The 24431-nt window shown below is 70.8% G+C and carries 24 protein-coding genes; 7 read left to right on the forward strand and 17 right to left on the reverse strand.

What is annotated here, in order from left to right; all coding sequences use genetic code 11:
* From FB561_RS06565 to hutH, 6 genes are all read right to left on the reverse strand, one after another.
* A complete protein-coding gene (locus tag FB561_RS06565) occupies nucleotides 1-933 on the reverse strand; it encodes an ABC transporter substrate-binding protein (RefSeq protein ID WP_145804100.1) in 933 nt (310 codons plus the stop codon).
* Nucleotides 934-983: 50 nt separating this feature from the next.
* Nucleotides 984-1637 (reverse strand): ABC transporter permease, encoded by a 654-nt coding sequence (locus FB561_RS06570; protein WP_145804102.1) that lies wholly within the window; start codon nucleotides 1635-1637, stop codon nucleotides 984-986.
* A gap of 1 nt (nucleotide 1638) precedes the next feature.
* Nucleotides 1639-2292, reverse strand: coding sequence for an ABC transporter permease (locus FB561_RS06575; protein WP_145804104.1), 654 nt, complete (start codon nucleotides 2290-2292; stop codon nucleotides 1639-1641).
* A complete protein-coding gene (locus FB561_RS06580) occupies nucleotides 2289-3290 on the reverse strand; it encodes an ABC transporter ATP-binding protein (protein ID WP_145804106.1) in 1002 nt (333 codons plus the stop codon). Before FB561_RS06580 ends, FB561_RS06575 begins: the two co-directional genes overlap by 4 nt.
* Nucleotides 3291-3425: 135 nt before the next feature.
* The gene (gene hutU, locus FB561_RS06585; protein ID WP_145804108.1) at nucleotides 3426-5081 is read right to left on the reverse strand and encodes a urocanate hydratase; all 1656 of its coding nucleotides are present in this window, start codon (nucleotides 5079-5081) and stop codon (nucleotides 3426-3428) included.
* Nucleotides 5082-5096: 15 nt separating this feature from the next.
* A complete protein-coding gene (hutH, locus tag FB561_RS06590) occupies nucleotides 5097-6641 on the reverse strand; it encodes a histidine ammonia-lyase (protein ID WP_145804110.1) in 1545 nt (514 codons plus the stop codon).
* A 108-nt stretch (nucleotides 6642-6749) separates the two neighbouring features.
* On the opposite strand from hutH, the gene FB561_RS06595 reads away from it, so the two are divergent.
* The 4 genes from FB561_RS06595 (at nucleotide 6750) to FB561_RS06610 (ending at nucleotide 10263) form a co-directional block, all read left to right on the forward strand.
* Nucleotides 6750-7646: a GNAT family N-acetyltransferase gene (locus FB561_RS06595; RefSeq protein WP_238334678.1), complete on the forward strand. Its 897-nt coding sequence runs from the start codon at nucleotides 6750-6752 to the stop codon at nucleotides 7644-7646.
* A 1-nt stretch (nucleotide 7647) separates the two neighbouring features.
* Nucleotides 7648-7842 (forward strand): hypothetical protein, encoded by a 195-nt coding sequence (locus tag FB561_RS06600; protein WP_145804112.1) that lies wholly within the window; start codon nucleotides 7648-7650, stop codon nucleotides 7840-7842.
* A 24-nt stretch (nucleotides 7843-7866) separates the two neighbouring features.
* Nucleotides 7867-8625: an IclR family transcriptional regulator gene (locus FB561_RS06605; protein ID WP_145804113.1), complete on the forward strand. Its 759-nt coding sequence runs from the start codon at nucleotides 7867-7869 to the stop codon at nucleotides 8623-8625.
* Nucleotides 8626-8724: 99 nt separating this feature from the next.
* Nucleotides 8725-10263: a carboxylesterase/lipase family protein gene (locus FB561_RS06610; protein ID WP_145804115.1), complete on the forward strand. Its 1539-nt coding sequence runs from the start codon at nucleotides 8725-8727 to the stop codon at nucleotides 10261-10263.
* 75 nt (nucleotides 10264-10338) lie between these two features.
* Here the strand turns inward: FB561_RS06610 and rpsN are convergent, their stop codons facing one another.
* Complete coding sequence (gene rpsN, locus FB561_RS06615; RefSeq protein ID WP_145804117.1) at nucleotides 10339-10644, reverse strand: 30S ribosomal protein S14; 306 nt, start codon at nucleotides 10642-10644, stop codon at nucleotides 10339-10341.
* 5 nt (nucleotides 10645-10649) lie between these two features.
* Nucleotides 10650-10817 (reverse strand): 50S ribosomal protein L33, encoded by a 168-nt coding sequence (gene rpmG, locus FB561_RS06620; RefSeq protein ID WP_145804119.1) that lies wholly within the window; start codon nucleotides 10815-10817, stop codon nucleotides 10650-10652.
* Between the two features lie 51 nt (nucleotides 10818-10868).
* Here rpmG and FB561_RS06625 point away from each other — a divergent pair, with 51 nt between their 5' ends.
* The gene (locus FB561_RS06625; protein WP_238334679.1) at nucleotides 10869-11501 is read left to right on the forward strand and encodes a GTP-binding protein; all 633 of its coding nucleotides are present in this window, start codon (nucleotides 10869-10871) and stop codon (nucleotides 11499-11501) included.
* A complete protein-coding gene (locus FB561_RS06630; protein ID WP_145804121.1) occupies nucleotides 11498-11743 on the forward strand; it encodes a type B 50S ribosomal protein L31 in 246 nt (81 codons plus the stop codon). The genes FB561_RS06625 and FB561_RS06630 overlap by 4 nt, the downstream gene beginning before the upstream one ends.
* Nucleotides 11744-11815: 72 nt before the next feature.
* Here FB561_RS06630 and FB561_RS06635 read toward each other — a convergent pair whose 3' ends face one another.
* Nucleotides 11816-12538, reverse strand: a complete 723-nt coding sequence (locus tag FB561_RS06635) for a hypothetical protein (protein ID WP_145804123.1) — start codon at nucleotides 12536-12538, stop codon at nucleotides 11816-11818.
* Entirely contained in the window at nucleotides 12535-12930 is a 396-nt protein-coding gene (locus FB561_RS06640; protein ID WP_145804125.1) for an ArsR/SmtB family transcription factor, read from the reverse strand. Before FB561_RS06640 ends, FB561_RS06635 begins: the two co-directional genes overlap by 4 nt.
* Nucleotides 12931-13441: 511 nt before the next feature.
* Here FB561_RS06640 and FB561_RS06645 point away from each other — a divergent pair.
* Entirely contained in the window at nucleotides 13442-14872 is a 1431-nt protein-coding gene (locus tag FB561_RS06645; protein ID WP_238334680.1) for an aromatic amino acid ammonia-lyase, read from the forward strand.
* On the opposite strand, the gene FB561_RS06650 is transcribed toward FB561_RS06645, so the two are convergent.
* The 7 genes from FB561_RS06650 to kdpB form a co-directional block, all read right to left on the reverse strand.
* Entirely contained in the window at nucleotides 14873-16090 is a 1218-nt protein-coding gene (locus FB561_RS06650) for an SGNH/GDSL hydrolase family protein (protein ID WP_145804127.1), read from the reverse strand.
* Nucleotides 16091-16199: 109 nt separating this feature from the next.
* Nucleotides 16200-17435: an SGNH/GDSL hydrolase family protein gene (locus FB561_RS06655; protein WP_145812815.1), complete on the reverse strand. Its 1236-nt coding sequence runs from the start codon at nucleotides 17433-17435 to the stop codon at nucleotides 16200-16202.
* 67 nt (nucleotides 17436-17502) lie between these two features.
* Nucleotides 17503-18345 carry a prenyltransferase/squalene oxidase repeat-containing protein gene (locus FB561_RS06660; RefSeq protein ID WP_145804129.1) on the reverse strand — a complete coding sequence of 281 codons (843 nt, stop codon included), beginning with the start codon at nucleotides 18343-18345 and terminating at the stop codon, nucleotides 17503-17505.
* Between the two features lie 107 nt (nucleotides 18346-18452).
* Complete coding sequence (locus FB561_RS06665; protein WP_145804131.1) at nucleotides 18453-19130, reverse strand: response regulator; 678 nt, start codon at nucleotides 19128-19130, stop codon at nucleotides 18453-18455.
* Entirely contained in the window at nucleotides 19127-21712 is a 2586-nt protein-coding gene (locus FB561_RS06670) for a sensor histidine kinase (RefSeq protein ID WP_145804133.1), read from the reverse strand. Before FB561_RS06670 ends, FB561_RS06665 begins: the two co-directional genes overlap by 4 nt.
* A 4-nt stretch (nucleotides 21713-21716) precedes the next feature.
* Complete coding sequence (gene kdpC / locus FB561_RS06675) at nucleotides 21717-22343, reverse strand: K(+)-transporting ATPase subunit C (RefSeq protein ID WP_145804134.1); 627 nt, start codon at nucleotides 22341-22343, stop codon at nucleotides 21717-21719.
* Nucleotides 22344-22357: 14 nt separating this feature from the next.
* On the reverse strand, nucleotides 22358-24430 hold the full coding sequence (gene kdpB, locus FB561_RS06680; RefSeq protein ID WP_145812818.1) for a potassium-transporting ATPase subunit KdpB: 2073 nt from the start codon (nucleotides 24428-24430) through the stop codon (nucleotides 22358-22360).
* Between the last annotated feature and the right edge of the window lies 1 nt (nucleotide 24431).

A 24431-nucleotide genomic window follows, 5' to 3' on the forward strand; every position in this document is an offset into this window, starting at 1 on the left:
TCAGGTCAGCGGGTTCTGCGCCAGCCAGTCCTTGGCGATCGCGGCGGGCTGCTCCTTGCCGACGTCGGCGCGCTTGACCAGCTCGGTCAGCGAGTCGGTGGTCAGCTTCGCCGAGACGGCGTTCAGCGTCGCCGCGATGTCGTCCGACTTGTGGTCGGTCCGGATCAGCGGAACGATGTTGTTCGGCGGCAGGATGTTCTCCGGGTCCTCCAGCTGGACCAGGTTGTTGTCCTTGATCACCGACTGGGTGGTGAAGAAGTTCGACACCTGGATCTGGTTGTCCAGCAGCGCCTTGGTGCTCAGCGGACCACCGGCGTCCAGCGTCTTGTACTCCTTGAATTCGACGCCGTACTTCTCCTTCAGCCCCTTCAGCCCGGCCTCGCGGACCTTGAACTCGGAGCTGCCGCCCGCGACCATGTCCTTCGACACGGCCTTCAGGTCGGCCAGCGACTTCAGGTTGTACTTGTCGGCGGTCGCCTTGGTCACCACGATGGTGTCCTCGTCGGCGGCCGGCGACTTGTCCGTCACCTCGAGCCCGGACGGCAGCGCACCCTTGAGCGCGTCGTACGCCGCGTTCTCGTCGGTCTCGGTCGCGCCCTTCTTGAAGTAGTCGAGCGCCGCACCGGTGTACTCCGGCAGCAGGTGCACCGAGCCGTCCTTGATGGCGGCCATGTAGGTCTCGCGGTTGCCGATGTTCGACTGCTGCTTGACCTCGACGCCCTTGCTCGCCAGTGCCTGACCGTAGATCTCGGCCAGGATCTGGCTCTCGGAGAAGTCGGCCGAACCGACCGTGATGCTGGTGACCTTGTCCGGTGCCGGGGAGGAGCCCGCGTCGCTGTCACCCGACAACGGATCGCCTCCACCCCCACAGGCGGCCAGGCCGAGCACCGCGACTCCGGCGAGCGCGGTGCGGACGAGCGTGGATCTCAACACGGGAACCTCCAGTATTCCGCTCGACGCCGGCCGGCGCCGATCGAGTTTCTTCATGCGTTCCGCCGCAGTCCGGGCGAGACCGTGATCCGGCCGGCCAGGGCGAACAACAGGTCCAGCAGGATCGCCAGCAGCGCGACCAGCAGGGCCCCGGCGAACATCTGCGGGAAGTCCCGCAGTTTGAGCCCGTCCACGACATACCGGCCGAGCCCGCCGAGCGAGACCAGGGCCGCGATGGTCGCGGTCGAGACGATCTGCAGCGTCGCGCCGCGCAACCCGGAGATGATCAGCGGCATCGCGATCGGGATCTCCACCTTGGTGAGGATCTCGCGGCCGGTCATGCCCATCCCGCGGGCCGCGTCGACGGTCGCCGCGTCCACGCCGGACAGCCCGGCGTACGTCGAGGTGAGGATCGGTGGGATGCCCAGCGCCACCAGCGCGATCAGCACCGGCAGGAAGCCGATCTGGTCGGTCAGCAGCACCGCGAGCATCAGCAGCCCGAGGCTCGGCAGCGCCCGGGCCGCGTTGCCCAGGTTGATGGCCAGGAACGCGCCGCGCCGGGTGTGCCCGATGTACAGGCCGACCGGTAGCGCTATCACCGCGGACAGCCCGAGCGCGGCCAGCGTGTACCAGATGTGCTGGATGATCCGGGCGCCGATGCCTTCCGGACCGGACCAGTTGAACGAGTCGAAGAGGTACTCGAACATGTCAGGCCGCCTTCACCGGAGAGTTCACCCGGGCCCACGGAGTGAGGACCCGCTGCAGGACCACGAGCACCAGGTCGGCGAGCAGCGCGAGCAGCAGCGACAGCACGACACCGACGACGACCGGGGTGAGGAAGTCCTTCTGGAACCCCTGGGTGAACAGCTCGCCGAGTCCGCCGATCCCGATCACCGCGCCCACGCTGACCATCGAGATGTTGGCGACCGTGGCCACCCGCAGGCCGGCGAAGATCACCGGGACCGCGATCGGCAGGTCGATGGTGAGCACCCGGCGCAGCGACCCGAAGCCGACCGCGATCGCGGCCTGCCGGACATCCGGTGGGACCGAGCGCAGCCCGTCGATGACGTTGCGGATCAGCAGCGAGACCGTGTAGATGGTCAGTGCGATGACGATGTTCACCGGGGACAGCACCTGGGTGCCGAGGATCACCGGCAGCACGATGAACAAGGCGATCGAGGGCAGCGAGTACAGCACGCCGCCGAACGCGATCAACGGATTCGCCAGCCAGTTGTACCGGGTCGCCAGGTAGCCCAGCGGGACCGCGATCAGCAGGCCGAGCAGGACCGGCACGATCGCCAGGTACAGGTGCTCGCGCAGTTGCTCCCAGATCAGGCCGAGGTTGTCGCCGATCCAGGTCATGAGCGCAGCGCCCCCGCGAGGATCGCCTGGTCGACGGCGCCGACCGCCTTGCCGTCGTCGTCCACGCAGACACCCTGGCCGACCGGCGACGTGAGCACCGCGTCCAGGGCCGCGCGCAGCGAGTCGCCGCGGTGGAACACGGCACCGACCGGCAGCAGTTCGTCGCCGCCCTTGCTCCAGCCGACCGGCTTGCCCGCCTCGTCGACGATCAGCTCGTCCGGCAACGGTCCGAGCTCGACGCCCTCGGCCTGCCGGAACGTCAGCGCCCGGTAGCCGCGGTCCTGGCCGACGAAACTCTCGACGAACTCGTCGGCCGGGTTCGCCAGCAGTTCGGCCGGCGGCGCGAACTGGGCCAGCTTGCCGCCGACCCGCAGCACCGCGACGTTGTCGCCGAGCTTGATCGCCTCGTCGATGTCGTGGGTGACGAACACGATGGTCTTGCCGATGTCGCGTTGCAGCCGGAGCAGTTCCTCCTGCAGCTGGTGCCGCACGATCGGGTCGACCGCGCTGAACGGCTCGTCCATCAGCATGATCTCGGGATCCGCCGCGAGCGCCCGGGCGACACCGACTCGTTGCTGCTGGCCCCCGGACAGCTGGGCCGGGTACCGCTGGGCGAGCTTGGGATCGAGGCCGACCCGCTCGAGCAGCTCCATCGCCACGTCACGGGTCCGCTTCTTGTCCCAGCCGAGCAGCTTCGGCACGGTCGCGACGTTGTCCACCACGGTCCGGTGCGGGAACAACCCGGCGTGCTGGATGACGTACCCGATGCCGCGGCGGAGGACGACCGGATCCTTGGCGTTGATGTCCTCACCGTCGATCGTGATCCGGCCGCCGGTGCGCTCGATGGTGCGGTTGATCATCCGCAGCGAGGTCGTCTTGCCGCAGCCCGAAGGCCCGACGAACACGGTGATCTCGTTGCTCGGGATCCGCAGCGACAACCGGTCCACGGCGACGGTGCCGTCCGGGTATCGCTTGGTGACGTCTTCGAACTCGATCATGGCGCCCCTTCGCGCTCGTCGGAGATCGCCCGAACGATCCTAGGTGACGGATAGTCCGGAGCCACGTGATCGGCACCTTTCTCATCCCTCGGGAAAGTGCACTGTAGCGCTAGGGATTGCCATCGTCGCAGAGCGTCAGGATTCCTGCATCGGAATCCGCACCCCCTGGACGGTGGCGACCTCGGCCGCCTTCTCGTACCCCGCGTCGACGTGCCGAATCACCCCCATCGCCGGATCGTTGGTCAGCACCCGTTCGAGTTTGGCCGCCGCCAGCTCGGTGCCATCGGCAACGGATACCTGGCCGGCGTGGATCGACCGGCCCATCCCGACGCCGCCGCCGTGGTGGATCGACACCCAGGACGCGCCGCTGGCCACGTTCACCATCGCGTTCAGCAACGGCCAGTCCGCGATCGCGTCCGAGCCGTCCAGCATGCCCTCGGTCTCCCGGTACGGCGAGGCCACGCTGCCGGTGTCGAGGTGGTCCCGGCCGATCACGATCGGCGCCTCCAGCTCACCGGACGCGACCAGCTCGTTGAACCGCAGGCCGGCCTTGTCCCGCTCGCCCTGACCGAGCCAGCAGATCCGGGCCGGCAGCCCCTGGTACGCGACCCGTTCGCCGGCCATCTTGATCCACCGGGCCAGGTGGTCGTTGTCCGGGAACAGGTCGAGGATCGCCTGGTCGGTGCGGGCGATGTCGGCCGGGTTCCCGGACAGCGCGGCCCAGCGGAACGGGCCCTTGCCCTCGCAGAACAACGGCCGGATGTAGGCCGGCACGAACCCGGGGAAGTCGAAGGCCCGCCCGTACCCCGCCTTGCGCGCCTCGTCCCGGATCGAGTTGCCGTAGTCGAACACCTCGGCGCCCGCGTCCTGGAACCCCACCATCGCGGCCACGTGCCGCGCCATCGACGCCTGCGCCCGCTCGGTGAAGCCGGCCGGGTCCTTCTCCCGCGCGGTGGTCCAGTCGTCGAACTCGATCCCGACCGGCAGGTACATCAGCGGGTCGTGCGCCGAGGTCTGGTCGGTCACGATGTCGATCGGCGCACCGCGTTCCAGCAGCTCCGGGACGATCACCGCGGCGTTGCCGAGGACACCGATCGACAACGGCCGCCGGGCCGCCTTCGCCTCCTCGGCCAGCCGCAGCGCCTCGTCCAGCGAATCGGCCCGGACGTCGAGGTAGCGGTGCTCGATCCGGCGCCGGATCCGGGTGTCGTCGACGTCGACGCAGATCGCCACGCCGTCGTTCATCGTCACCGCGAGCGGCTGCGCGCCACCCATCCCGCCGAGCCCGGCGGTCAGCGTGATGGTGCCGGCCAGGGTGCCGCCGAACTTCTTCGCCGCGACCGCCGCGAACGTCTCGTACGTGCCCTGCAGGATGCCCTGGGTACCGATGTAGATCCACGACCCGGCCGTCATCTGGCCGTACATCGTCAGGCCCATCGCCTCGAGCTTGCGGAACTCCTCCCAGTTCGCCCAGTCGCCGACCAGGTTGGAGTTCGCGATCAGTACCCGCGGCGCCCACTCGTGCGTGCGCATCACGCCGACCGGCCGGCCCGACTGGACCAGCATCGTCTCGTCGTCCCGCAGCGTGGTCAGGGTGCGGACCATCGCGTCGAACGAGGCCCAGTCCCGGGCCGCCTTGCCGGAGCCGCCGTAGACGACCAGCTCGTCGGGGTGTTCGGCCACCTCGGGGTCCAGGTTGTTCTGCAGCATCCGCAGCGCGGCCTCCTGCGGCCAGCCCTGGGCGGTACGGGTGGCGCCTCGGGGCGCGCGGACAGGACGAGGTCCGGACATGGGTGATCCAGCCTTTCAGTTCAGCGGGCCGGTGACGGCCTCGGCAGCGGACAAGTAGGTGCCATCGGCAACCAGTACGACGGAGTGTTCGAGCTCGGGGGCGAGGTGCCGGTCGGTGCCCGGTCCCTCGACGTGCTGCCGCAGCACGTGCACGACGGCGGCGGTGGCGGGTGCGGGAGTCAGCGGGGCGCGCAGGTCGAGCGCCCGGGCGGCGGTGAGGATCTCGATCGCCAGGACGCGCTGCAGACCGTCGATCGCGCGGCGCAGCTTGCGGGCCGCGGACCAGCCCATCGACACGTGGTCCTCCTGCATCGCGCTGCTCGGGATCGAGTCGACGCTGGCCGGAGCCGCGAGCCGCTTCAGCTCGGAGACGATCGCGGCCTGGGTGTACTGCGCGATCATGTGGCCGGAGTCGACCCCGGGATCGTCGGCCAGGAAGGCGTTCAGCCCGTGGTTGCGGGCGACGTCGAGGAACCGGTCGGTCCGGCGTTCGCTGATACTCGCGACGTCGGCGACCGCGATCGCGAGGAAGTCGAGCACGTACCCGACCGGGGCGCCGTGGAAGTTGCCGTTCGACTCGACCCGCCCGTCGGGCAGGACGACCGGGTTGTCGATCGCGGCCGCGAGTTCCCGCTCGGCCACGGTCGCGGCGTGCACGGCGGTGTCCCGTGCGGCCCCGTGGACCTGCGGCGAGCAGCGCAGTGAGTACGCGTCCTGGACCCGGTTGCACTCGGGCCCGCGATGGCTCGCCACGATCGCGCTGTCGGCGAGGACGGCGCGCAGGTTGGCGGCCGCCGCGGCCTGGCCTGGATGCGGGCGCAACGCCTGCAGTTCGGCGGCGAACACGCGGTCCGTCCCGAGCTGCGCCTCGACGCTCATCGCGGCCGCGAGATCGGCAGTCTTCAGCAGGCGCTCGAGATCCGCGAGGGCCAGGACGAGCATGCCGAGCATCCCGTCGGTCCCGTTGATCAGCGCGAGCCCCTCCTTCTCGGCCAGCACGATCGGGGTCAGCCCGTGCGCGGCCAGCGCCTCGCCGGCCGGGACCAGCTCACCGTCGACGGTCCGCACGTACCCCTCGCCCATCACCGCCAGGGCGACGTGCGACAGCGGAGCGAGGTCACCCGAACACCCGAGACTGCCGTACTCGTGCACGACCGGAGTCAGGCCCGCGTTCAGCAGTCCGGCGTAGGCCTGGGCCGTCTCCACCTTCACCCCGGTCCGCCCGGTCGCGAGCGTCGACAACCGCAACAACGCCAGTGCGCGGACCACTTCGGCCTCGACCTCGGGCCCGGATCCGGCCGCGTGCGAACGGACCAGGCTGCGCTGCAACTGCGCCCGCAATTCCGGCGCGATGTGCCTCGTCGCCAGCGCGCCGAACCCGGTCGACACCCCGTAGTGCGGTGTCTCCGCGTGCGCGAGCGCCTCCACGGCGGCCCGCGACTTCGCGATCTCCTCCAGCGCCCGGTCGTCGATCCGTACCCGTGCGCCGTACCGTGCGACCGCGACCACGTCGCCGGCGGTCAGCGGACCGACCCCGACCACAACCTCAACTGTCTCCACCCGCCCATTGCACCGCGCCGCACCGGCACCCCGACAGCACCGCCGCCGCCTTTCTGTCTCAGATCCGAGATGCCCGGGCGCGACCCTCGCGCCGCATAGGGTCAAGGGATGGGGTTCGAGGTGCGGCCAGCGGTGCCGGCGGATGCGGGCGGGATCGCGGGCGTCTGGGCCGCCGCGATGCCGCAGTTGGTGAAGACGGCCCGGGGCATCGAGGCCGAACTGCGGGTCAGCGGCTCACGGATCGTGCTCGTCGCCGCCGAGGGTGACCGGATCGTCGGGATGGGCAACGTCTACCGCCCCGAGGCCGGCGAGCAGGCGCCCCGGGTGCGGATCGCGGTCCAGGTGCCACCGAACGACCGCGGCCGCGGGATCGGCACGGCACTGGCCGACGCGGTGATCGCCAAGGCCGTCGAACTTCGCGCGGGTTCGTTGCTGGTGGTGGTGAACGAGGACCCCGCGGCGAAGGCGTTCGCGGAACATCGCGGCTTCACCCTCGGCCGGGAGATGAGCCACTCGCGGGCCGCCCTGGCGAGCCTGCCGAAGCCGGCCGACGTCCCGGACGGACTTCAGCTGGTCAGCTACGAACAGCTCACGCCGCGTCAGGTCTGGACCGCCACGATCGCGGTGGCCGACGGTGACCCGAGCGGGCTGTCCCACGTCCCGCCGTACGACGACTGGTACGCGACGGACTGGAACCACCCGGACCTGCGCCGCGATCTCAGCTTCGCCGTCCTGGACGCCGAGCGGGTGGTGTCGTTCGTGACTACCACCGCCGATCCGGGCCGCGGGGTGATCTGGTCGAACCTGACCGGCACCGTCCCGGCGTACCGGGGCCGCGGGCTGGCCAAGGTGGTGAAGTCGCACGCGCTGGCGCGGAGCCGCGAGGCCGGACTGACCGCGGCTTATACCGGGAACGACGCGGGCAACCGGCCGATGCTCGCGGTGAACCACTGGCTCGGCTACCGGGTGTCCGGATCGGCCTGGACCGCGGAGAAGACGCTCTGAGATGACCAGGATCATTCTTTCCCTGACCATGTTCGCCGTGCTGTCGATCGGCGTCGGGTTCCTGCTGGCCGGGGACGACGAGACGTTCGACTGGCGGGTGGGCGGCGGGCTGTTCGCGATCGCGCTGGCCGGCGAGGCGATCCGGTACCGGATCCGCCGCAGCCGCGCCCGGAGCGGTCAATCGTCCGGAATCTGAGACGGGCCCGCTACCCTCGCAGGTGTGAGCGGCAACGTTCCCGCCTCCACCCGTACCCTGCGGGTCCTGACCTTCCTGGCCACCCAGCCCGGTCCGGTGCCGATGGAGCGCATCGCGGCCGCGGTCGGACTACCGCGCTCCTCGACGTATCACTTGCTCAAGGCAATGATCGCCGAGGGCTTCGTGGTGCACCTGCCGGAGGAGAAGCGGTACGGCCTGGGCGTCGCGGCGTTCGAGATCGGTTCGGCGTACCTGCGGCACGATCCGCTGGAGCGGCTGGCCCGGCCACTGCTGGCCCAGCTCGTCACCGACGTCGGCCAGACCGCGCATCTCGGCGTCCTGCACGGCCGTGAACTCGTCTACCTGCTGAAGGAACAGCCACCGCGTCCGGTCACCCTCGTCACCGATGTCGGTGTCCGGTTGCCCGCCACCTTGACGGCGTCCGGCCGTGCCCTGCTCGCCGCGCTTCCGGCGGCCCAGGTGCGCGCGTTGTTCCCCGCACCGGAGAGCTTCGTCCGCCGGACCGACCAGGGCCCGCAGTCCCTCCCCCAGTTGCGCCGGTTGCTCACGGACGAACGCCGTCAGGGCTTCGCCGTCGAGGACTCGCACATCACCCCAGGCGTCACCTCGGTCGCCAGCGCCGCCCTCGACCACGCCGGCCATCCAGCGGCCGCGATCAGCGTCTCCTTCCGCAGCGAGTCGATCCCACCGCCCGAACGAGCCCTGCTGGCCCGCCGCGTCCGCCAGACCGCCGACGCCCTCACCCGCCGCCTCGGCGGATAGTAGGCCTACCCCTACCCAGGGCGTGGGCCTGACGCCAGTGTCCGGGGCGGCCGCCGCTCGAAGGATTGGACCCACACCGATCCTCAGAGAGGCCCTCCCTTGCGACTCCGCTCCGCTGCCGCCCTGATCGCCGCGTCTTCTCTCCTGCTCGCCACGACGCCCCTCGCCCTCGCCTTCGCCGGGACCGAGGACTCCGTGGTGACCACCGAACAAGGAAAGGTACGCGGCCTGACCGGCGAGACCACCCGGACCTTCCGTGGCATCCCGTACGCCGCCCCGCCGACCGGCGATGCTCGTTGGCGATCACCAGGTCCCGCCCAGCGATGGACGGGGATTCGCGACGCGACGCAGTACGCCGACCCCTGTGCGCAAGGCGAGCACCCGATCGGGATCGCCGGCACCAGCGAGGACTGCCTCTACCTGGACGTGACCACGCCGAAGACCCCGGGACGTGATCGGCCCGTCGTGGTGTGGATCCACGGCGGCAGCTTCACCAACGGAGCCACCCAGGTGTACGACGCCGAGCGGTTCGCGGCCAAAGGCGATGTGGTCGTCGTCCAGATCCAGTACCGGCTGGGCGCGCTCGGCTTCCTGGCGAGCCCGCTGCTCGGTGGGGACCGCTCGGGCAACTTCGGCCTGGAGGATCAGCAAGCCGCATTGCGCTGGGTCCAGCGGAACGCCGCGGCCTTCGGCGGGAGTCCGCGAACGGTCGCGATCATGGGCGAGTCGGCCGGCGCGTACAGCGTCTGCGACCACCTGGTCTCCCCTGGTTCGGCCGGGTTGTTCCAGCGCGCGATCGTCCAGAGCGGCCCGTGCGCGCAGGACCACGCGACCAACTACGCGGCTCCCAGACCCCGCGCGGACGCCGAGAAGTACGGCCGCGACCTTGCCGCGTCACTGGGCTGCACGACCGCGGAGTGCCTGCGGAAGGTCACCCCGGCCAGGCTGCTGGAGGCCACGAAGGACGACGAGTTCGGTCCCGTCCTCGGCGGACCGGTGCTGCCGCTCCACCCGGCGAAGGCGCTGCTCACCAGCCGGGTCAACCGGGTCCCGGTCCTGCACGGCGTGAACCACGACGAGGTGCACGGACAGATCGGTGCCCAGGAATCCGCGACCGGGACGCCGACCACGACCGCGGCGTACGAGGACGAGGTGCGTCGGACGTTCGGGGCGGACGCGGACCGGATCCTCGCCGAGTACGCCGATGTGCGGCCGGCCGGACTCGCCCTGGCCACGGTGCTGAGCGACGCGCAGTGGGCGTATCCGGCCTTCCGGTCGAACGCGTTGCTCGCACTCCGGATGCCGACTTACTCGTTCGAGTTCGCCGGGGACGCCCCCTGGTACCGCGGGCTGGACCGGCCGACGTGGCCCGTCGGGTCGCACCACCTGAGCGACGTCGCGTACTTCCTGGACACGAACGTCTTCGAGCCGCTCACTCCCGCGCAGAACCGGCTCGCCGACGAGCTGATCACCCGGTGGAGCACCTTTGCCAGGACCGGGAACCCGAACACCAGCGGCACTCAGTACTGGCCGAGGGCGACGCCGGTGGATCGCCAGGTGCAGTCGCTGGATCCGGCGGGCGTGACCCGGACCGACTTCGTCCGCGACCACCGGATCGCGTTCTGGGCCTCGCTGTAGCCGCCCTCGTCGGGAGGACATGACGACGGCCCGGTGCGGGACCACCTGACCCCGCGCCGGGCCGTCGTTCGCCTGCTACCAGGAGGACTTGGTGATCCCCGGAAGCTCACCGCGGTGCGCCATCGCGCGGAACCGCACGCGCGAGATGCCGGCCTTGCGGAGGTACCCACGCGGGCGGCCGTCGGCGACGTCGCGGTTGCGGACCCGGATCGGGCTCGCGTCGCGCGGGAGCTTCTGCAGCCGCAACTGGGCGTCGCCGCGCGCCGCGAAGGACGTCCGCGGGTCGGCGATGATCCGCTTCAGCTCCGCGCGGCGCTCGGCGTACCGGGCGACGGTCAGCTTGCGCTGTTCGTTCCGGACGATCTTGCTCGTCTTCGCCACGAGGCCTACCGCTCCTCGCGGAAGTCCACGTGCTGCCGGACCTTCGGGTCGTACTTGCGGATCGTCAGCCGGTCAGGGTCGTTGCGCCGGTTCTTCCGGGTCACGTAGGTGAACCCGGTGCCCGCGGTGCTCCGGAGCTGGACGATCGGGCGGATGTCGTTGCGCTTGGCCATCGAACCAACCTTTCCGGGCGCTGTCGCGCGCGCGCCCTGGCCGAGGCGATCGTGCGGCAGCTCGAGTACGCCGACGCGGTGGTCCTGACCCGGCCCGACGAGACCGTGGCCGCGCTGGTTCAGGCGATCAACCCGCAGGCTCTGGTCCGGACCACGGTCGACGGACTGACCGGGGTTCAGCTGCACGATCCGGACGCGGCCGAGACGCGCGTCGAGCCCGGGACGATCACGGCGCCGGTGTGGGAAGAATCCGGGGGTGTCCGGACGTTGGTGTGGCAGTCGACCCGTCCGTTCCACCCGGAGAGGCTGTACGACGCACTCGAGGACCTGGTCGCCGGGACCGCGCGCGGCAAGGGCACCGTCTGGCTGGCGACCCAGTCGCACGCCCGGCTCGGGTGGGACAGCTTCGGCACGAACATCTCGATCGGCGTCCTCGGCCGCTGGCTCGCCGACCTGCCGGTGGACCGTTGGTCCGAGGTCAGCCAGAGCCACCGAGCCCGGTCGGCCCTGGAATGGCACCCCGACCACGGCGACCGCTCGTCGTACCTGTCGCTGACCGGGGCCGGGTTGGACGTCTGGGAATTAGCGCGCCGCCTGGACGGTTGTGTCTTGCGTGCGGACGAGGAGGTCAGCGCACTGACCGACCCGTTCGCCCCTTATCTGGAAGGAAGTACCGCAGCATGAAGAAGGACATCCACCCCGACTACCGCAGCGTCGTCTTCCGGGACAAGTCCGCCGGCTTCAGCTTCCTGACCGGCTCCACCCGGGCGAGCACCGAGACGGTGCAGTGGGAGGACGGCAACACCTACCCGGTGGTCGACGTCGAGATCTCGTCGGCCAGCCACCCCTTCTACACCGGCCAGCAGCGGGTCATGGACACCCAGGGCCGCGTGGAGAAGTTCAAGAAGCGCTACGGCCAGAGCTGACCCCAGCCCAAGCCGACGACGGCCCGCCGATCACCTGATCGGCGGGCCGTTCGCATGTCCGGGGTGCTGGCGTTACTCCGGCGACTTCCGCGACGCCCGGAAAGCGGTCAGGGCGACCGCCAGGAAGGCGACCGCGACGGACGCTACGGCGACCATCATCGCGACCCCCGGCTCGAAAGCCGCCACCACGGCCGTTGCGATGCCCGCGATCACGAGGAAGCCGCCGGCCCCGCGGTACAGCTTGCTCTGCGCGGCCCTGAACCGCTCGAGCCGCCCGGTCACACGCCCGCCGGGCGCGACCAACGGCGTCGCCACACCGAGACAGGCAAGGAGGATGCCGACGGCGGCCGCGACGGCCTGCTCCAATGGGAACGCGGTTCCGGTGTGCAGGGAGAGCAACCCGAGGTGGAGCGCGACCAGGACCACGGACAGGCCCATCAGCGTCCAGCTGAACATCCGTCGTGCTCGTTCGGGTGAACGGTCGAGTCCCACGGGCGTGCGCTTGAGCAGCTCGTGATCCGCTCGGAGTACCACGGAGAGCAGGACCGTGAGCCCGAGCAGGACGGCCGGCATGGCGGCAGCCGTGACTCCACGGTTCGCCACGCTCTCCCCGTGCCGTCCACCGGCCTCGCGGGTGACGACCTCGACCGCCATCTCCGGCCACGCGGCAATCGACGCCACGACCATGATCCCGACAGCGGCCACCGCCACCATGGCACCCGGCCAGGGGACGAGGACCCACGGAGGCGGTGCGTTCTCGGTACCGAACACTTCCGTGGAGCCGGTCGCGGTCATGAAGTGCCCTTCTGGTCGGCGGCCTCGCGTGCCGCGGTCTCGTGCTCGGTGGTTTTGCGTGCCGTGGTTTCGCTGGTTTCGGCCGCTTCGGGATCGGCCCGCGACGGTTGCGGGCGACGTAACCCGGCCAGGGCGGCGATCGCCTCGTCCAGCAAACTCATCTGCAGCCGGTACTGAACCTCGGTCGCGCGACGCCGGGTCTCGACCAGACCCGCCTGCCGCAGGACCTTGAGATGCCCGGACAGGGTCGACGGACCGATGCCCAACGCGGCACCGATGTCACCGGCCCGAACGAAGTCCTTGTCGCGCAGATAGCGCAGGATCTCCCGCCGCCCACCGTGAGCCAGGGCGGCGAAGAGCCCGTCTCCCGGTTCTTCGCTATTTCGCGACATACCGAAATAGTAGTCCGGCGGCCTGGCCCTACACAAACCTCCCTCGAGCCAGCCGCCTTCCGCTGGGAAACCGGGATCCCACCGGGTGCCGCTGCGGACGAATCCGCAGCCCTGAACCTCAAGCCGGATCCAGAGTCACCCAAAGCCGGGACCACGGGCACCAACCAGCGACCTCGAACACCGACCAGGCGTACAGCGGGAACAACCCGGACCTGGAACACCACCCGGGTACCTGGAGCACCACCCGGGTACCTGGAGCACCAACCTGGTACCTGGAACACCGACCGGGTGCCTGGAACACCAACCGGCTACGTGGAACAAGTCCTGCAGTGTCCGAGGTCCCGATGACATGTCCGAGGCCCCGGCTGATCCGAGTTCCCAGTACGTGCGCCAGTACGTGCACCAAGTGCCAGCGGCGTTCGGGGGCTCGGTTCGGGGGTGTCTCGGGTACGAGACGGCGGCTGGGTGAAGTTGTTTCGCGGGGTGGGTGGGGTGGTCGCACACTGGGCGGGTGGAGCCGGTGGAGCTTTCGGGGAGTGGGTTGACGCCTTTGGGCGCGGTGGCGCTCGGGCAGCGGCGGACGGCTGTGCGGTTGGGGGAGACCGCGCGGAAGCGGATGGCCGAGTCGGCGGTCGCGGTGGCCGAGATCGCGCAGCGGCAACCGGTGTACGGGCGGACGACCGGGGTCGGCGCGAACCGGGACGTGCTGACCGCGGATCCCGAGCACGGGGCGCGGTTGCTCGCTTCGCACTCGACGACCGGGACCACGGCGTACCCGGCCGACGTCGTCCGGCTCGGGCTGCTGATCCGGGTGAACCAGCTCGCCACCGGTGGATCCGGGCTCGCTCCCGAGGTCGCTGACGCGATCGTCGGCCTGCTCAACGAGGGGACGTTGCCCGAGCTCCATCGGGGCGGCGCGATCGGGACCGGGGACCTCGGGCCGCTCGCCGAACTCGGGCTCGCCCTCGGCGACGTCGTCGACGGGACCAGCGCGCTTCCGTTGCTGTCGAGCAACGCGCTCACCCTCGCCGAGTGCTGTCTCGCGTACGTCGAGGCCGCGACCCTCGTCGACGTCGTACCGCTGGTCGGCGCGCTCTCGCACGTCGCGCTGCGCGGCAACGCGGAGGTGTACGACGAGCGGGTCCACCAGGCGCGGCCGCAGCCTGGTCAGGTCCGGGTGGCGGAGCGGATGCGCGGGTTGCTCGACGGGTTGCCGCTGCGACCGGCGCGGGTGCAGGACCCGTTCGGGTTGCGCGCGTTCGCCCAGGTACTGGGGCCGGCCGTCGACCATGTCGATGCCCTCGGCAACACGCTGACCATCGACGTCAACGCGGCCGCGGAGAACCCGTTGGTCGCCGGCGACACCGTGCTGCACAACGGGAACTGGCACGCGATGCCGATCGCGCTCGCGCTGGACTCGCTCCGGTTGAGCCTGCACAGTGTGGCGACGCTGTCCACGTCCCGGGTGGCGAACCTGGTCGACCCGGACTTCAGCAGTCTCAGCCGGTTCCTTGCCAGCGGGGCGGAGGCGAGTTCGGGCGTGATGATGATCGAGTACGTCGCCCACGACGCGCTCGCCGCCGTACGGTCGACGGCGCAACCCGCGACCCTTGGTACGGCGACGTTGTCCCGTGGCGCCGAGCACCACGCGAGCTTCGCGCCGCAGGCCGCGGTGCTCACCACCCAGCTCCTGGACGCATTACGCGAGGTCCTCGCCTGCGAACTCGTGACCGCGGTGCGCGCGATCCGGCTCGCCGGTCTCGAGCCCGAGGATCTGGCCCCGTCGGCCGTCGGGCCGTGGCTCGCCGACGCGATCGCCGCCCTGCCCGACGACCTCGAGGACCGGTCGTTGCGCGACGACCTGGAGATCGCCCGCGGTCTGCTCACGCAGTGGGGCGATCGCCAGGTCGAGCACCCGGCCGAAACAGCCGACCCGAGCTGATCAGTTGAGGGCGTGGAGGTCGAGGGCGGCGGCCATCGCCTTGAAGCCTTCGGCGTTCGGGTGCAGGTGGTCGCCGACGTCGTACGCGGGCAGCATCTTGCCCGGGTTCTGCGGATCCCGCACCGCCTTGTCGAAGTCGACCACACCGTCGTACTCACCGGACGTCCGGATCCACTGGTTCAGCGCCTGCCGGTCCGCCTCACCCTCGGGCGTGTAGTACCCGGCGCCCTCGAACGGCGTGAGGGTCGCGCCGATCACCTTGAGCCCGGCCTGGTGCGCCCGCGCGATGAACTGCCGGTGGACGGCGATCAGGTCCGCCGGGTCGGTCGCGCCGCGGCTGTTGCCGATGTCGTTGATGCCTTCCAGCAGCACGACGGTCCGGGCGCCGGCCTGGCCGACGACGTCCCGGTCGAAGCGGGACAGCGCCGAGTCGCCCGCGGTACCGGCGTCGTTGAGCAGCCGGTTCCCGCTGATGCCCGCGTTCAGGACGCCGAGTTCGCGCGACGGCGGTTCGGCCAGCAGCCGATCGGCGAGCTGGTCGGGGTAGCGCAGGTTCTTGTCGACCGGCGACACCACGCCGTCGGTGATCGAGTCGCCGAACAGCACGACCGAGCCGCGGACCCGGCTCTTCACGTCGACGCCCTCGATGATGTACCGCGCCGCCCCCGGCAGCGTCTGGTACTGCGACCCGTCGCCGCCGGTCTGGTCGCCGGTGGCGGAGAAGCTGGTCGCGTACCCGGCCGGGTGCTGGGTCAGCGGGCCGGTCGGGCCCGGGAAGTACGTGCTGATCACCAGGTCGGTGTCGTCGGGCAGCGTCGTCCGGACCGGGTCGGACACCCATTCGGCGCCGACCGGGATGGTGACGGACGCACGGCCGTCGAACGTCACAGGGGCCAGCTTGGCCGGGTCGACGGTCGGCGTCCCGGTGAGGTTGTCGGCGCGCGGGCTGACGGTGACCTTGCCGACGACGAGCGGGGTACTGCCGTAGACGTTGGACAGCCGGAGCCGGAGTTCGGGACCGCCCACCGAGACGTGGGCGACCTGGCGCAGGGTGGTGTCGGTGACGCCGGTCGCGGACAGCCCGGAGGTACCGGGTGGGGTGACCGCGACGGCCCAGGTACCGACCCAGTCGGCGGGTGGGGCGGCGGTGGCCGGGACGGCCTGGGTGACGGGGAGGGCGAGAAGCGCGAGCGTGGCGACAACGCGGAACGGTCGCATGGAACCACCTTCGTCTGGACGGATACGGAGTGGTACCCCGATTCCACGGACCGTGACGAAGGATCGCAACCCCGCGCTCGGTGAACGGTCGGTCTGCTGCGACGACCGGTCAGCTGGTGAGCATCAGCAGGTCGACGGCGCGGGCCATCGCGGTGAACCCCTTGGCGTTCGGATGCAGGTGGTCGCCGCTGTCGTAGGCCGGCAGCAACCGCAACGGCTGCTTCGGATCCCGGACCGCGTGCTCGAAGTCCACGTACCCGTCGTACTCGCCGGACGTCCGGATCCACTGGTTCAGCGCCTGCCGGGCGATCTCGCCGCCGACCGTGTAGTGCTCGGTCGCCCAGTACGGCGTCAGGGTCGCGCCGTACGCCTTCAGCCCGGCCGCGTGCGCCTTGGCGATCATCACCTTGTGCGCGTTGATCAGCTGGGTCGCCGAGATGCCGCCCCGGGTCGCCCGGATGTCGTTGATGCCTTCCAGCACCAGCACGCTCTTCACCCCGGGCCGCCGGATCACGTCCCGTTCGAACCGCGCGATCGCGGCCTCGCCGGAGACGCCGCCGTTGGCCAGCAGCCGGTTCCCGCCGATCCCCGCGTTGACCGCTCCGTACCGGCGCAGCGCGAGCAGGTCGGCGAGCTGGTCCGGGTACCGCAGGTTGCCGTTGATCGGTGACGAGGCGCCGTCGGTGATCGAGTCGCCGAACAGCACCACCGAGCCCCGCGCGTCGGACCGGACGTCCACCCCGTCGACGACGAACCGCGCCATCCCCGGGATCCGCCGGTACGCCGCACCACCCGCGCCGGTCTGGTTCCCCGGCGCGGCGAACGCGGTCGCGTACCCGGCCGGGTGCTGCGTCAACGGGCCGGTCGAGCCCGGGAAGTACGTGCTGATCACCAGGTCGCTGTCGTCGGGCGCCTCGACGTCGATCGGGTCGGACACGGCCTCGCGACCGACCGGGATCGTCACCGCGGCACTCCCGCGGAAGGTGACCGGGATGAGCCGGAGCAGCTCGACGTTCGGCGTCCCGGCGGCCGAGCTCTTGCGCGGCGCGACCGTGGCTCGGCCGACCACGAGCGGGCGCTTGCCGAACCGGTTGGACAGCCGGATCCGCAGCGTGCTGCCGCCGACGGACAGGTGCGCGACCTGCCGGATCGTCTGGTTGCGGACGCCCTTCGCGGCCGGGCCCGCGGGACCCGCCTCGGTCATCGCGGCACCCCAGCTCGCCACCCAGTCGCCGGACGACGCAACCTGGGCGGGCATTTCCGGGGCGCTGGTGGTCCCCGGGAGGGAGGAGGCGATCACCGCGACCGCGGTGACAAGCGACTGCAACCAGCTCTCAGCGAGCATCACGGGTTGTCGGCCACCTCCTCACCCGGGGCATTCTTCCACAGGGTGAAGGGCAGAAACCCCGGTCTTACAGGCGGCCCCAGGCCTTGAGCTTGGTGAGGGCTGCGACGGTCACGGCGCCGCGGTACTCGAGGGTCGCGGCCTGGCCCGGGGGCTCCCAGGTGAGCGCCCAGCCGCCGTCGGGCTGCTGGTCCGCGAGCAGCCGGTCGAGGTGGGCCTGAAGCTGCGCGTCGTCGAAGAGCTGCCGCCAGAAGCTGTCCGGCGTCGGCGCGAACTGCAGCGGCGTCACACCGTACGACGGGTCCGCCGCGTCGGCGCGGTAGTGGCTCAGCTTGGGCAGCCAGTCCCGGACCCGGTCGATGTCGACGTCCGGCTCGTGTTCGAGGAACTCCATCGACTCGTGCATCGCGTGCGCGTCCTCGGGAAACCCCTCGGCCAGTTGCGCCCGGCACCATTGCGCGGCCCGGTCCCGCCACGGGTGCTCGACGCCGAGCGTGTGCAGCCGCCCGACGAGCCCGGCCGTCGGGTTGAGGCCCGGCTGGTACGCCCAGGCAGCCCAGTGATCGGCGTGCGGGTACCCCTCGATCGCCGCGGTCCCCAGCGACACGGCACCCTCCGGCGTCGCCACCGAGGCGAGCCAGTCGCAGGCTCCGCGGACCAGTTCGTCGTCCCGGGCGCCGGCCGCGATCAGGACGTTGAACGCGGTCTCCACGTCGAGCCCCTGGCTGTCCGGGACCCGCTTGTCCGGTTCCAGACCGTGCCCGAAGCCCCCGTCGGCGTTGCGGTACCCCCGCAACGCGTCCACCACCCCGATCGGGTCAGCGCCCTCGAAGACGGTCGCGAACAACCGCCGCTCCACCAGCCGGCCTTCCCGCCGGACGAACTCACGCGCTGCTTCGAAGATGTCCATGGACCTACCTTGGCGCAGATCCGCTCACCGGGTCTTGAACGAATCGGACACTCGGCCCGCGCTGGTTCACCGGCCGGATCCCATGCACCGGATCGTTGCCCTCGGCATCACGGCTCGAAGCGGTAGCCCATTCCCGGTTCGGTGAGCAGGTGCTTCGGGCGGGCCGGGTCGGCCTCGAGCTTGCGGCGGAGCTGGCCCATGTAGAAGCGCAGGTTCCCGCCCGCGTTCTCGTACCCGGGCCCCCACACCTCGGTCAGCAGCTGGCGCTGGGCCATCAGCTTGCCCGGGTGCCGGACCAGGACCTCCAGCAGGTGCCACTCGGTCGGGGTGAGCCGGATGTCCTCGCCACCGGCCGCGGTGACCCGCTTGGCGGACAGGTCCACCTGGATGTCGCCGACCTGGACCACCGGCTCGTCCTGGGCCAGGTTGCTGCGGCGCAGGACGGCCCGCATCCGGGCGAGTAGCTCGTCGATACCGAACGGCTTGGTGACGTAGTCGTCGGCACCCGCGTCGAGCGCCTCCACCTTGTCCGTACTGTCGATCCGCCCGGACAGCACCAGGATCGGCGCCTCGGTCCAGCCGCGCAGCCCGCGGATCACTTCGACGCCGTCGAAGTCCGGCAGCCCGAGGTCGAGGATGACCAGGTCCGGCGGATACTGCGCGGCCACCTTGAGCGCCGCCGCCCCGGTCGCGGCCACGTGCACCTCGTACCGGCGGGCGCGGAGGTTGATCTGCAGCGCGCGGACGATCTGTGGTTCGTCGTCGACCACCAGCACTCTGGTCATCGGTCCTCTCCCCGTTCGAGCCGGCCCGGTACCGGCGCGTCCGCCGGCCTCATTGTTGCTGACGGCATCGACACCACCATGGTCAGGCCCCCGCCGGGCGTGTCCTCGGGCTGGACGGCGCCGCCCATCGCCTCGGTCAGGCCCCGGGCCAGCGCCAGCCCCAGCCCGACCCCGGTCGTGTTGTCGGTGTCACCGAGCCGCTGGAACGGGGCGAACACCTTGGTCCGGTCGGCCGCCGGGATCCCGGGGCCACGGTCGATCACCCGGATCTCCACCACGTCGCCGAGCGCGCTGCCGGTGAGCAACGGCGGCGCGTCGGCCGGTGAGTGCCGGAGCGCGTTGGCCAGCAGGTTCGCGAGGACCCGTTCGAGCAGGGCGGGGTCGGCCTCGACCATCGGCAGGGTGTGCGGGACGTCGACCCGGATCTCGTCGGCCGGCTCCCCGAGTTCGGCCAGCACCACCGGCAGTACCTCGTCGAGCGCCATCGGCCGCGGGAAGACCGGGAGGACCCCGGCCTGGAGGCGGCTCAGGTCGAGCAGGTTGTCGACCAGCCGGGTCAGCCGGTCCAGCGACTCATCGGCCGTTTCGAGCAGTTCTTCCCGCTCCGACGGGGTCCAGTCCACGTCGGAACTGCGCAGGCTGGTGACCGACGCCTTCGCGGACGCCAACGGGGAGCGGAGATCGTGGCCGACCGCCCGCAGCAGCGCGGTCCGCAGCTTGTCGGCCTCGGCGAGCGGCTTGGCCTCGGCGGCCGCTTCGCTGAGCCGGGTCCGGTCGACGAGCGCCGCGGCGTGCGCGGCGAAGGCGCCGACCAGCCGGCGTTCGTCGGCTTCGAGCGGTCGGCCCTGCAGGACCAGGACCAGGTCCTCCCGGCCGGGGATTTCGGCGTCACCGTCTTCCGGCCGGCGGCAGGTCGGCGTCCCGGCCGAGGCGAGCGGCTGCCACGTCTCGGTGAGCTCGTCGGTGTCCACCCGCTCCATCAGGCAGGCCGAGGTCATCCCGAACGCCTCGCGGACCCGTTCGAGCAGGGCTGGCAACGCCGTCTCCCCGCGCAGGACGTTGCCCGCCAATGTCGCCAGCGTCTCGGACTCCGCCGCCGACCGGGCGGCCTGCCGGGTCCGCCGGGCCGCCCGGTCCACCACCGACGAGACCAGCGCGGCCACCAGGACGAAGATGCCCAGCGCCAGCGCGTTGTTCGGCTCGGTGATCGTGAACGACTTGGTCGGCGGGGTGAAGAACCAGTTCAGCACGATCGTCCCGGCCACCGCCATCAGCAGGGCGGGCCACAGTCCGCCGACGAGCGAGACCACCACGACCGCGAACAGGAAGGCCAGCACGTTGCTGGTCAGGTTGAGCGTGTCACCGCCGAACCCGAGCAGTACGGCGAGCAAGGGCGGCAGCAGGATCGCCAGGACGAACCCGTACACCAGGCGCCGCCGCGACAACGCCCCCTGGACGCTCGGCAACCGGCCGCGGCCCATCTCCGAGTGCGTGACGATGTGGACGTCGATGTCCCCCGAGTCCCGGATCGAGGTCAACCCGATCCCCGGCCCGGTGAGCAACGTGGACAGCCAGCGCCGGCGGCTCGCACCGATGACCAGCTGGGTCGCGTTCTCGGCCCGGGCGAACGAGAGCAGCGAGGCCGAGACGTCGTCGCCGACCACCTGGTGGTACGTCCCGCCCAGGCTCTCCACCAGCTGCCGCTGCTGGGCCAGCCGGGACGGGTCGGCCCCGGTCAGCCCGTCGGACCGGGTGACGTGCACAGCGAGCAGGTCCCCACCCGCCGAGCGGGCCGCGATCCGGGCGGCGCGGCGGATCAGGGTCTCCCCCTCCGGTCCGCCGGTGAGCGCGACGACGACCCGCTCGCGGGCCTCCCAGGTGGAGTCGATGCCGTGCTGTTCGCGGTACGCCTGCAGTCCGGCGTCGACCCGGTCGGCCAGCCAGAGCAGGGCGAGCTCGCGCAACGCGGACAGGTTGCCGACCCGGAAGTAGTTGCCCAGGGCAGCGTCCACCTTGTCGGCCGCGTAGACGTTGCCGTGCGCCATCCGCCGGCGCAGCGCCTCCGGGGTCATGTCGACCAGCTCGATCTGGTCGGCGGCCCGGACCACCCGGTCCGGGACCGTCTCCCGCTGCGGCACGCCGGTGATCTTCTCGACCACGTCGTTGATCGACTCCAGGTGCTGGATGTTCACCGTCGAGATGACGTCGATCCCGGCGCCGAGCAGCTCGTCCACGTCCTGCCAGCGCTTCGCGTTCCGGCTGCCCGGAACGTTGCTGTGGGCAAGCTCGTCGACGAGGACCACGTCCGGCCGGCGGGCCAGTACGGCCGGGACGTCCAGCTCGGTGAAGCTGGCGCCGCGGTGGTCGATGATCCGCCGCGGCACCACCTCGAGTCCTTCGAGCATCGCGGCCGTCTGGGCCCGGTCGTGGGTCTCCACGAACCCGGCCACCACGTCCGTGCCGCGGTCACGCCGGCGGTGTGCCTCACCCAGCATCTTGTAGGTCTTGCCCACACCGGGTGCGGCACCGAGGTAGATCCGCAGGTGCCCCCTCGCCTGCCCGCCGGCTGTCACAGCTCCCATAGTGTCAGTTCAGCTCCGCCAAGGCCTGGTTCAGCGTGACCACGTTGACCCGCGGCTCGCCGAGGAAGCCGAGCGAGCGGCCCTTGGTGTTCTGCTCGACCAGCTGCTTGACCTGGTCGACGCCGATCCCGCGCTCCCGGGCGACCCGGTTGACCTGCAGCGCGGCGTACTCGGGACTGATGTCGGGGTCGAGGCCGCTGCCACTAGCGGTCACCGCGTCCGGCAGAACCTGTGACGGGTCCACGCCCTCCAGCTTCGCCACCTCGGCCCGGCGCTGCGCGACGAGGTCCTTCAACTCGGCGTTGTTCGGTCCGTACTGCGAGGCCGCGCTGCCGGCTCCGTCGTAGTTCACGGCCGACGGGCGGGTCTGGAACCACCGCGGGTCCGGCTCGGTGATCGCGTTCCCGTCGGCGTCCACCTTGCCGGTGTCGCGGGTGTAGGCCTGGCCGATCAAGGACGAGCCGACGTCCTTGCCGTCGACCTGGACGATCGACCCGTTCGCGTTCTTGGGGAACAGCGCCTGCGCCGCCCCGGTCATCGCCAGCGGGTACAACACCCCGAGCAGTACGGTCAGCACGAGCACCGCGCGGACCCCGACACCCAACTGGGCGAGCATTCCTCTTCTGGTCATCTCCGGTACTTCCTTCACCTGATCCCGGGGATGACCGAGATCAGTAGATCGATGAGTTTGATGCCGACGAACGGGGCGACGAGACCGCCCACGCCGTACACGAGCAGGTTGCGGCGCAGCATCGCGGACGCCGAGGACGGCTTGTACCGGACGCCGCGCAGGGCCAGCGGGACCAGGGCGACGATGACCAGCGCGTTGAAGATCACCGCGGACAGGATCGCCGACTCGGCCGAGTGCAGGCCCATCACGTTGAGCTTGTCCAGGCTCGGGTACGCCGCGGTGAACAGGGCCGGCAGGATCGCGAAGTACTTCGCCACGTCGTTCGCGATCGAGAACGTGGTCAGCGATCCGCGGGTGATCAGCAGCTGCTTGCCGATCTCGACGATCTCGATCAGCTTGGTCGGGTTGGAGTCGAGGTCGACCATGTTGCCGGCCTCCTTCGCCGCCGACGTGCCCGAGTTCATCGCCACCCCGACGTCGGCCTGGGCCAGCGCCGGCGCGTCGTTGGTCCCGTCGCCGGTCATCGCGACCAGCCGGCCGCCCTCCTGCTCCTTCCGGATCAGCGCCATCTTGTCCTCGGGTGTCGCCTCGGCCAGGAAGTCGTCCACCCCGGCCTCCTCGGCGATCGCCTGCGCGGTCAGCCGGTTGTCGCCGGTGATCATCACGGTCCGGATGCCCATCGCGCGCATCTGGTCGAACCGCGCCCGCATCCCCGGCTTCACCACGTCCTTCAGGTGGATCACGCCGAGCGGCCGGGCCACCTCCTCCTTGCTGACCGCCACCACCAGCGGCGTACCACCGGAGGCCGAGATCCCGTCCACGATCTCGCCGAGCTGGGCGACCACGGTGCCGCCCTGGTCGTGGATCCACTGGGTCACCGCACCCGCGGCGCCCTTGCGGATCTGCCGGCCGTCCACGTCGACGCCGCTCATCCGGGTCTGCGCGGTGAACTCGACGAAGTGCGCGTGCGGCAACTCGCCCGTGGTCCGCTCGCGCAGTCCGTACCGTTCCTTGGCCAGCACCACGATCGACCGGCCCTCCGGTGTCTCGTCGGCCAGGCTGGACAGCTGCGCCGCATCCGCCAATTCGGCCTCGCCGACTCCACCGAGCGGGATGAACTCGGCCGCCTGCCGGTTGCCCAAGGTGATGGTGCCGGTCTTGTCGAGCAGCAGCGTGTTCACGTCACCGGCGGCCTCGACCGCGCGGCCCGACATCGCCAGCACGTTGCGCTGGACCAGCCGGTCCATCCCGGCGATCCCGATCGCGGACAGCAGGGCCCCGATCGTGGTCGGGATCAGGCAGACCAGCAGGGCCACCAGGACGACGAGGTTGAGGTCGATCCCGGCGTACCGCGCGAACGGGGGCAGCGTCACGGTCGCCAGCAGCAGCACGATCGTCAGACTGGCGAGCAGGATGTTCAGCGCGATCTCGTTCGGCGTCTTCTGCCGGGCGGCGCCCTCGACGAGCGCGATCATCCGGTCGATGAAGCTCTCACCGGGCCGGGTGGTGATCCGGACGACGATCCGGTCCGACAGCACCTTGGTCCCACCCGTGACCGCGCTCCGGTCGCCGCCGGACTCGCGGATGACCGGCGCCGACTCACCGGTGATCGCCGACTCGTCGACACTCGCGACCCCCTCGACCACGTCACCGTCGCCCGGGATGATCTGGCCCGCCTCGACCACGACCCGGTCGCCCAGTTGCAACGCGGTGGCCGGGATCTCCTCCTCGGTCCCGGACCCGGTCAGCCGGCGCGCGGTGGTCTCGGTCTTGGCCCGGCGCAGCGTCTCGGCCTGGGCTTTGCCACGACCCTCGGCGACGGCCTCGGCCAGGTTGGCGAACACGACGGTCAGCCAGAGCCAGCCGACGATCCACCAGACGAAGCCGCTGGGTTCGGCGACGGCGAGCACCGTCGACGCGACCGCGCCGATCTCGACCACGAACATCACCGGGTTGCGCACCATCACCCGCGGGTCCAGCTTGCGCAGAGCGTCCGGCAACGAGGTGAGCAGCAGCTTGGGATCGAACAGCCCCGAGGCGAGCTTCTTCGGGGGCGTTGCCGCGGCCTCGACGGCCGGCGGCTTCATC

The organism is Kribbella amoyensis (assembly GCF_007828865.1).
GTDB classification, from domain to species: domain Bacteria; phylum Actinomycetota; class Actinomycetes; order Propionibacteriales; family Kribbellaceae; genus Kribbella; species Kribbella amoyensis.